General features: G+C 36.8%; 10 protein-coding genes. 8 read left to right on the top strand and 2 right to left on the bottom strand.

Annotated elements, in window-relative coordinates; all coding sequences use genetic code 11:
- Positions 1-4: 4 nt before the first annotated feature.
- Both AC3WJF_RS03330 and AC3WJF_RS03335 read right to left on the bottom strand, forming a co-directional pair.
- Entirely contained in the window at positions 5-463 is a 459-nt protein-coding gene (locus AC3WJF_RS03330) for an SRPBCC family protein (protein ID WP_492449685.1), read from the bottom strand.
- Entirely contained in the window at positions 456-773 is a 318-nt protein-coding gene (locus AC3WJF_RS03335; RefSeq protein WP_492449686.1) for an ArsR/SmtB family transcription factor, read from the bottom strand. The genes AC3WJF_RS03330 and AC3WJF_RS03335 overlap by 8 nt, the downstream gene beginning before the upstream one ends.
- A 123-nt stretch (positions 774-896) precedes the next feature.
- On the opposite strand from AC3WJF_RS03335, the gene AC3WJF_RS03340 reads away from it, so the two are divergent.
- The 8 genes from AC3WJF_RS03340 (at position 897) to AC3WJF_RS03375 (ending at position 8,675) form a co-directional block, all read left to right on the top strand.
- Positions 897-1,901 (top strand): sugar-binding protein, encoded by a 1,005-nt coding sequence (locus AC3WJF_RS03340; protein WP_492449687.1) that lies wholly within the window; start codon positions 897-899, stop codon positions 1,899-1,901.
- Complete coding sequence (locus AC3WJF_RS03345) at positions 1,898-3,337, top strand: sensor histidine kinase (RefSeq protein ID WP_492449688.1); 1,440 nt, start codon at positions 1,898-1,900, stop codon at positions 3,335-3,337. Before AC3WJF_RS03340 ends, AC3WJF_RS03345 begins: the two co-directional genes overlap by 4 nt.
- Positions 3,338-3,339: 2 nt before the next feature.
- Positions 3,340-4,875 carry a response regulator gene (locus AC3WJF_RS03350; RefSeq protein WP_492449689.1) on the top strand — a complete coding sequence of 512 codons (1,536 nt, stop codon included), beginning with the start codon at positions 3,340-3,342 and terminating at the stop codon, positions 4,873-4,875.
- Between the two features lie 329 nt (positions 4,876-5,204).
- Positions 5,205-6,062 (top strand): LiaG family protein, encoded by an 858-nt coding sequence (gene liaG, locus AC3WJF_RS03355; protein ID WP_492449690.1) that lies wholly within the window; start codon positions 5,205-5,207, stop codon positions 6,060-6,062.
- Between the two features lie 307 nt (positions 6,063-6,369).
- The gene (locus tag AC3WJF_RS03360) at positions 6,370-6,732 is read left to right on the top strand and encodes a DUF2089 domain-containing protein (RefSeq protein ID WP_492449691.1); all 363 of its coding nucleotides are present in this window, start codon (positions 6,370-6,372) and stop codon (positions 6,730-6,732) included.
- A gap of 15 nt (positions 6,733-6,747) precedes the next feature.
- Positions 6,748-7,140 (top strand): SHOCT-like domain-containing protein, encoded by a 393-nt coding sequence (locus AC3WJF_RS03365; protein WP_492449800.1) that lies wholly within the window; start codon positions 6,748-6,750, stop codon positions 7,138-7,140.
- Between the two features lie 5 nt (positions 7,141-7,145).
- The gene (locus tag AC3WJF_RS03370) at positions 7,146-7,433 is read left to right on the top strand and encodes a hypothetical protein (protein ID WP_492449692.1); all 288 of its coding nucleotides are present in this window, start codon (positions 7,146-7,148) and stop codon (positions 7,431-7,433) included.
- A 252-nt stretch (positions 7,434-7,685) separates the two neighbouring features.
- Positions 7,686-8,675 carry a nuclease-related domain-containing protein gene (locus tag AC3WJF_RS03375; protein WP_492449693.1) on the top strand — a complete coding sequence of 330 codons (990 nt, stop codon included), beginning with the start codon at positions 7,686-7,688 and terminating at the stop codon, positions 8,673-8,675.
- Positions 8,676-8,928 lie beyond the last annotated feature (253 nt).

Consider the following 8,928-nt stretch of genomic DNA (forward strand, 5'->3'; position numbering starts at 1 on the left):
TATTTTAAACATAAACGGCCTTTAAAGCTTTCCCTGTTTCAAGCAAGCTTTTTAAATTACTAATTATCGCTGGCCAGCCATTGTTAAGTCCCTCGAAGGTATTTTCTTTATCAACGATATCTCCTTCTGCAACATTTTCATGAATAAGGGTCAATTTAACAGTATCCTCTAATGGCTGCAATTCGAAGGTAACGATGGATGGTTCCGCGCGTTGAGGCTTTTCATCTGCATGGAACCAGGTATAGGATAATCGTTTGTACGGTTCACTGATAAGGACTTTACCGTATACATCTAGTTCATCTCTTTCGCGAAGGAAGATGACGTCTGATCCTTCTTTCCAATCTGATTGAACTCTTCTTCCAAAGCAATATTTTTCCGTAAATTCTCCTGAAGTCAATGCATTCCATACTTTTTCGGGTGTACTTGCAATGTACGTTACATATACAAATGATGGTTTAGTCATCGTTTTCCTCCTCTAGTTTTCTTTTTAGTTCGCTTAGAGCCTCGACCCGATAGCGTTCATACTTTCCAATCCATCGTTCATAAATTTCAGCGATAGGTGCCGCATTTAGATAATGGAATTTGTTCCGCCCATTTCGAATCACGACAACAAGATTCGCTTCTTCAAGAATAGCCAAATGCTTGGACACTGCTTGGCGAGTCATATCTAAATGGGTGCAGAGCTCACTTAAGGTTTGTCCATTTTCTTTATAAAGCTGATCTAATAGTAATCTGCGGTTTTCATCTGCTAGTGCTTTAAAAATTCTATCCATATATTAATTATATGCAATCATTTGGTTGCATGTCAATCAATTATTTGCAAAATTCCGTTAATATTTGATACCAGTTCTAATCTTTACCATGTTAAGATATTACATAAGTAAGGGGGAAAGCTTGTGTTTCGATGGACAAGACTTTTTTATGTAATCGGTTTCATTTTCTTTGTAGTATTGTTTATCACAGCCATTTTATATGCTTTTAAAATGAATGAAGTTAGCAAAAAAATAAACTCAGGTCCCATTCCATCCTATAAATATCATTTTGTCCTTGTCCCAGAGGAAATGGATAATGATTATTGGAGATTAGTGGAAAAGGGAGCGAAGGCAGCAGCTAAAAAACATCATGTTTTACTCGAATATAAAGGTCCAAAACAATCGAATATTGACGAGCATTTAAAAGAATTGAAAATTGCTGGTGCCTCCAGAGTAGATGGCATTTTAACGCAAGGCTATAATGATCAGCAATTTTCCCCGGTCATCAATAGTCTCGAAAATAAAGGGATTCCTGTGATTACCGTCGATACGGATGCGCCATCAAGCAATAGAAGGGCTTATATTGGTTCCAATAATTATTATTCAGGCTTCATCGCAGGAAAGGCTCTTCTTGCTGACACTAAGGGGAAAATAAATGTCGCAATTATTACAGGCAGCTTTCAAGCTAGCCATCAGCAACTCCGTGTGCAAGGATTTAAAGATGCGATTCAGAAGGAAAAACGGGTGAAGATTATTGCGATTGAAGAATCGAAAATTACGAGAATAAGAGCGGCTGAAAAAGCCAATAAAATTTTAACGGAGCATCCAGAGACGAATGCTTTCTTTGGAACAAGCGCATTAGATGGCATCGGAATTGCCCAGACGGTCGTACATTTAAACCGGCAAAAGTCCATGTACATTATTGCATTTGATACTATACAAGATACGATTAATGATATGGAAAAGGGAGTCATTGATGCGACCGTGATGCAGGAGCCATATGAGATGGGATATAAGTCAGTCGAGATGATGATTGCGATTGAAGAAGGAAAACGAGTAACAGAGGTAAATTATACTGAAACCCGTGTCATCCATCGAAGTGATTTACCACTTTCAACAAGTGAACAACAAAAGAGGTCACCATCATGATACGAATCCGTACAAAACTAATCTTTTATTTTATTACTCTAGTTGTACTCGTAAACGGTGTTGCTTTTTATTTGTATAGCAGCAGTGAACAAATTATGCGTGAGTATGACAGCAGTTTCGAACGCTTTTTATTATTAAATGAAATTTCCCAACAAACAAATACACTTGTTGAAAAAATGAATGCCTATATTGTAGAAAAGGATGCGGTTTACCTAAAAGAGTTCAATGAAACGAATAAGCAATTAAGGGCGAATAAAAAAAAGCTTAGCAGTAAAATTGAAACCAAATCTAACTATGTTGATCTGACTAACTATGAAAATATGCTAGAAAGCTTTCTTGATGATAGTTACATCGCTATCAAAGCTTTCCAAGACAATGATATTAATCAATATTCTTCTTATTTTAATGAAGCAACGGATATCTCAGGATATATACAGGAGGCAACACTATCGTTAATCAATCAGGAGCTAACCTCATACCAGCATTTCTATAATCAATTAGCAAAGCGAAATAATTATTATCGTATCACAACCGGCTTATTTTTTAGTGCCGTGTTTATCCTTTGTACAATACTAGCTATTCGCATATCAGGAGGAATTACGGGTCCAATAAAACGCCTTTCACTCGCTGCCAAGGAAATTTCAGCAGGACATTTGACTGGTGAGGATATAAAGGTAACAAGTAAGGATGAATTGAAGCTATTAACGGAAACCTTTAACCAAATGCGGAAAAATATCATTGAACTGGTAAATGAGATTAAGGATAAGTCAGAATTGGATAAGCTTTTGAAGGAGCTGGAACTCAAGAGCCTGCAAAATCAAATTAATCCCCATTTTTTATTCAATACATTAAATAACATTGCAAAAATGGCCTATTTAGAAGAGGCACCGGAAACGACTAGATTAATAGAATCGGTTTCCACTTTATTACGATATAATCTTGTAAATATTGATAAACCCTCTACTTTAAAAGATGAAATAAATGTGGTGAAAGAATATTTTTACATACAGCAAACACGTTTTGGAGATCGTATTACTTTTTTTACACATATTGATGAAAGCTGTATGCATGTATCTATTCCGAGGCTTACTTTGCAACCGATTGTGGAGAATGCTTTTATTCATGGGTTGGAGTCGAAGGAGGAGGGAGGGACTATTACTCTTTCTATTTTTAAAAGGGGAGAACAAATTTCCATCGAGGTGACGGATGATGGCTTAGGCATGGACCAAGAGACAAAAGCTAGATTACTAAATTACGTGAGCGATGACGAAATTCAATCAAATGAGCTTCACAAACGGTCCGGACATTCTACAGGAATTGGCGTTATCAATGTTATTAAGCGTCTGCAGCTTTTTTATCAGCAAAAGGATATTGTTGAAATTGAATCGGAAAAAGGGAAAGGCACTACTTTTCGTTTTAAGATCAAGGGGGTATAATCATGCGTTTAGTCATTGTGGATGATGAAATGCTGGAAAGAAAGGCTTTAACCAAAATGATTCAAAAGGAAATGCCGGAAATAAGAGTGGTTGGGGAAGCGGTTAATGGACGGATGGCGATTGAGCTAGCTACAGAGCTTAAACCGGATATAATGATGATGGATATCAAAATGCCGGGTATTGATGGCGTGGAGGCAGTCAGGGAAATTCGCAAAAAGCATAGGCAAATCAAATTTATTATGGTGTCTGCATTTAATACATTTGAATATGCAAAAGAAGTTATGCAGCAAGGTGTAAAAGAATACCTCTTAAAACCGAGCAAGCAAACTGATGTGTTTGGTGCATTGTCGAGAGTAATGGAAGAGGTTAAGGATGAAAGACGGATCCAAGCTGAGCAACAATCACTTAGGGAAAACCTAAAACGTGCACTTTCGGTCATTGAAACAGAATGGCTTTCCTCGATTCTAAATGATCATATAAGCTTTGAGGCTTGGAGTGAACTCCTTGGAATTGAAGTGAAATCAGGGTTTATTGTCATATTTTCCATACAAGAGAAGGATGGAAATCTCTCGAAAGAAGAAAAGTATCATGTGTTTCAACGATTGAAGGAGCTGTTAAAATCAAGAAGTGAGTGTGTAATGGGACCCGTAGTAGAGAACAAAATTCCTGTGCTCATTTTGTTTAATTCCATCCAAGAAAAAAATCGCATGAAATCACTAGCGATCAAACTGGTTAGAAATGTTGTTTCGTTGCTACGGGATTCCAATTTATCCATTCTTGCAGGGATGGGGCTGCCGTTTCAAACGATAGAAAACCTGCCGAGCTCTTATCATGAAGCGCTGTTGGCGTTGGAGCAGCGAAATCTTCATCAGACAATTGCTTATGCATTTCCAGCAGAAACTAGGAATGAAGGAGTTTTATCATTAGAAAAAGAGAAAGAGTTAGTTGATTACATCAAAATAGGTGACCGCCAACATGTACAGGATGTATTCGAGCTCTATATAAAGGAATTAGAATCTGGGTCAGTGCAAAAACGAGAAAGGATGCTGGAGGAACTATGGATTATTGTTTCAAGAGCACTATATGAATTAGGAATACAAACAGCTCCATACATCTATCCACAAAATCGTACATACGAACAAATTATTGGTGTAACAAGACAATATATCCTTGAGTGTACAGAACTAGTTCAAGCATGGAGAAGCAGCCATATGAAGGGATATTTGTTAAAAGCAAAGGACTATATAACGGATCATTTTCATAAAACCATTACTTTAGAGGAAGTAGCGGAACATGTCGAGCTAAGCCCTTTCCATTTCAGCAAATTATTTAAAGAAAAATATGGAGTGAACTTCATCGATTATGTGACGGATCTTCGCATTGAACAGGCAAAGCACGAAATGTTAAATACGAATAAGAGCTTGAAAGAAATTTGTTTCAGTGTCGGCTACAAGGACCCAAATTATTTTAGCCGCGTCTTTAAAAAGAAAACAGGTGTAGCACCTACTTCTTTTCGGCGTAATAAAAGTCCTTCGTAAACTGGTTAAAGTTTCTTATATGTCTAGCTTCAGGTGAAATTTGCATTACAATTTCAATAGCGCCTTTCGGCTAGCGGATTTCTACGTCACCTTCCTACGATAAGCGGGCATCGACTCGTCCCTAGCCGTGTTTCCTAAATCTTGCGTCGCAAACTACGAAGGTGAAATTGGGAATGTAAATTTCACTCATCCGTACGCCGATGTGCAGGCTTACGCTTTTCTAATAAGACTCAAGTCTTATAAAGAATTAAAGCTAAGGTGCATAGTGAGGAAATGTTTTGTCATATAACATAATAGTTAAGTGAATGGTAAAGGAGAAAAGAACTATTATGAAAAAATTACTAGTGTTTTTGGCTATAATTGCTTGTTTTTATATAATCGGAACGAATCTGCAAAAGGTTTCTTGGCTTCCTTTTGGCAGTAAAGGAACACAGGCTGCTGCGATGCAAAATATTGATTTAATTGATATTGATGCATCAGCTACTGAGGTTACTATCGTTCCCGGTAATCGAGATGATGTAAAAGCGGAGTATAAAGGAAAAGGCAAGCTAAAGGTTTCGCATAGTGGAGCTACTGTAAAGGTTACCTTAAAGCATAATTGGTTAGAAGGCTTTACAATAAAGAATAAAAAGAAACTGACGATTTATATACCTGAAAACTACGATCAAAAAATGGAAGTAAAAATTGGATCGGGATTTCTGCATTTTTCGGGAAAAGCAAAAGAAAATCCGATGAAATTAAAGAAATTATCCATCGATATGAGCTCAGGAATGGTGAACCTAAAAAATTTATACATCCAATCTTATAATCATGTGGGATCTTCAGGAAATGCTCATTTAGATTCCGTAATAGCGGAGGAAGGGAAGATTACCATGAGTTCTGGGAATGTGGAATTAAGCCACTATCAAGGGAAATTAAATGCTAAATTATCCTCTGGTAGACTAACAGCGCAATTCGATCAAGTAAACGATCCAATCAATATAAATGTAACCTCAGGTCTCGTCCAGCTAAATCTTCCTAAGCATTCGGATTTTAGCTTGGATGGTAATGTCGAGAGTGGCATCATATCGTGTGATTTTCCGCTTGATAATAAATCTAAAAGTAGACATAACATAAGTGGTTCTTATGGAACAGGAGAGAACAAGATTACGGTAAAAGTGTCGAGTGGGATGGTAAATATTCATTAGACTTTGGTGGCCCTATAGCAGGGTCATCTTTTTTGGTTATTGAATGATCTAATAACGGCAAGAAGTAAAGTGCATTTTGGATTTAATGATTTACGAATTAATAAGTTTTGAATTACTTAAACAATTTCACGAGTTTGAGTGCGTTTACGAGTTTGTTCCATTGTTCAATAAGTGTTTCATAATCTTAATAAATATTTTAAGGGTTTATTAATTATTTTGATTTTAAAATTAAAATAATTAATAAAATGTATTTACATTTTTAAATATATGTAATATGATATTGATAACATTAAGAGAGGAGAAAAATATGGCTTACCCACTTATCACAAACTGTCCTGTTTGCAGCGAAGCGTTGAAAATTACAAAATTACAGTGTACGCATTGTCATACGACAATTGAAAATGAATTTGAGCTATCCAAGTTTGCGACTCTCAGTCAAGAACAGCTGTTTTTTATAGAAATATTCCTCAAGAGCCGCGGAAATATTAAAGAAGTTGAAAAAGAATTGGGGATTTCCTACCCAACTGTACGTGGTAAGTTGAGCGAAGTTATATCCGCGCTTGGGTATGACGAAAAGAAAAGCGATGTAGATGATAAGAAAGTAATTACCATGCTTGAAAAGGGAGAAATCTCTCCTGATGAAGCATTAAAAATCATAAAGGGGAATTAAAGGAGGAGCTAGATGATGAAAGAAGAAATTACGAAAGTACTTACAATGGTTCAAGAAGGCAAGCTTGATTCAGATGAGGCGAGTGAACTAATTCAAGCATTAAAGGAAAAAGACTCCACTCCAGTTGCGGTCAAAGGGTCGAACTACCTTGATAAAATGTTGAAAATTCGCGTACTATCCGAGGAAGGCGACAATGTAAAGGTAAACATGCCATTACGACTAATCAAGATTGCTTTAAAAACAGGCCTTAGCATTGCTTCGGCGATACCTGAGTCCGCTAAGTATGTAAAAGATATCAATGTTCTTGACGTGGAGCTGATTTTAGAAGCAATTGAAAACGAATTGTCTGGTCAAATTATCGATGTCGAGAGTAAGAATGGCGAAAAAGTTTCCGTCGTTATTGAGTAATTGTCATGTTAAAAGTTAAAGTGAAACTTAAAGACAAGAAAGAATTCACGGTTCCACTACCTTATGCACTTTTACAAGCTGGTGGTTGGGTTGTATCTTCACCTTCACTGTGGAAATTTGTAAATAGTACGTTTATCCAGAAAAACGTGGAAGAAAAAGCAAAATCGTTTATTCCAGCATCAATTGATCGTAAAGCGGTTAGGCAGTTATTGAGAGAATTCAGACGATATCGCGGATTAACGATTGTTGAAGTGAAAGATAAAGATGGAACAGAGGTCGTTGTGAGATTATAAATGCTGAGGCATTCCAATAGGGGTGTCTTTTTCTGTGTAAAAAATATATTGTTGGTCGACCTGCTTTAACAAGTGAAATTAACCCCTCAAATTTCAACAAGCCTTTATAAGGGACGAATAACAGCCAGGTTGGCTAACATTTACATACTGAGTTGTGAGCGGAAGCTTATGAATGTTTTTGGGCTATATAAAAAGAGGAAAAAGGGAAGTTTTGTAGAAGACCTAATATACTATCATTTTTGAGGTGATGAATTGGCTAAGAAACTACGAACAGTTCCTATTATTATTTTTATGCTGGAGGCTTTATTAAGGAGACTCCCACAAACTCATCCTAAAAGAAGTGACATCGAAAAAGAATTGTCTAGGCGATGGGCGGGATTTCGAGGAGAGCAAAGTCTAGATTACTATGTTGAAAGTTTTTTTAATCGTGAAGAGTATGCTGTTTTTCATGATTTGCGTCTCCCGATTTCAATCGAAACATTTTTTCAAATTGACACCCTAATCATAAACCCCAGTTTTTTCATCATTTTTGAAGGCAAGCACATTTTAGGAGAGCTATTTTTCGATCCCAATCAACTAGAACGAACATTGGATGGTAAGGTGGAAATATTCTCTAATCCGATTCTTCAAGCGGAAAATCAACAATTTTTTTTATCAGCTTTGTTGGAAAAATACTCTATACCCCGAGTGCCGAATACCTCCTTTGTAGTGATCACCAACCCGAATTCCATCATTAAACCTAATCCAGATTATCCCGCCGTTTCTCAAAAAGTCATACGCCCAGCCGCGATTCGATCCAAGTTAGATATGATTAGACAAAAATTTCGGAATCCAATTTTAGATAAAAAAGACATACAGAAAGTTACACGTCTGCTGCTAAAACTGCACACACCAGCTTGGCCAAAGGTAATGGAGAGATTTCAAATAAGTGAGGACGAGCTTTTGCCCGGTATTTACTGTGAAGGCTGTAACCACCTAACTATTAAAAGAATCAGAAGAAATTGGACCTGCACTACCTGCGGAAAAACAGATAAAAAGGCAATTTTCAAACTCTTAATTGACTATACCCTACTTCAAGATTCTAAAATTACTAATCGAAAGTTTAGAGAACTCACGGGAGTATCATCAGTTCATATGGCTTCGAAAATTCTAAAGTCTCTTAATCTCCCATATAAAGGCGAGCTAAGGCATAGGGCATATGAATTGAGCGTAGAGCAACTTCAAAAACTCCTAGATATGTGATTTAAGAGGTGGCTAATAAGCTGAGCGTGATGGCTAATAGAATAGAGTGATGGCTAATAGAAACGGTTAATGGCTAATAGGCTGAATGTGACGGCAAATTGAAACGGTTAATGGCTAATAGAATAGAGTGATGTCTAATAGAAACTTATGAGGGCTAATAAGCTGAGCGTGATGGCAAATAGAAACGTATGATGGCAATAGAATAGAGTGATGGCTAATAGAAACGGTTAATGGCTAATAGGCTGAATGTGAA

It is taken from the genome of Heyndrickxia sp. FW510-T9, from assembly GCF_058781025.1.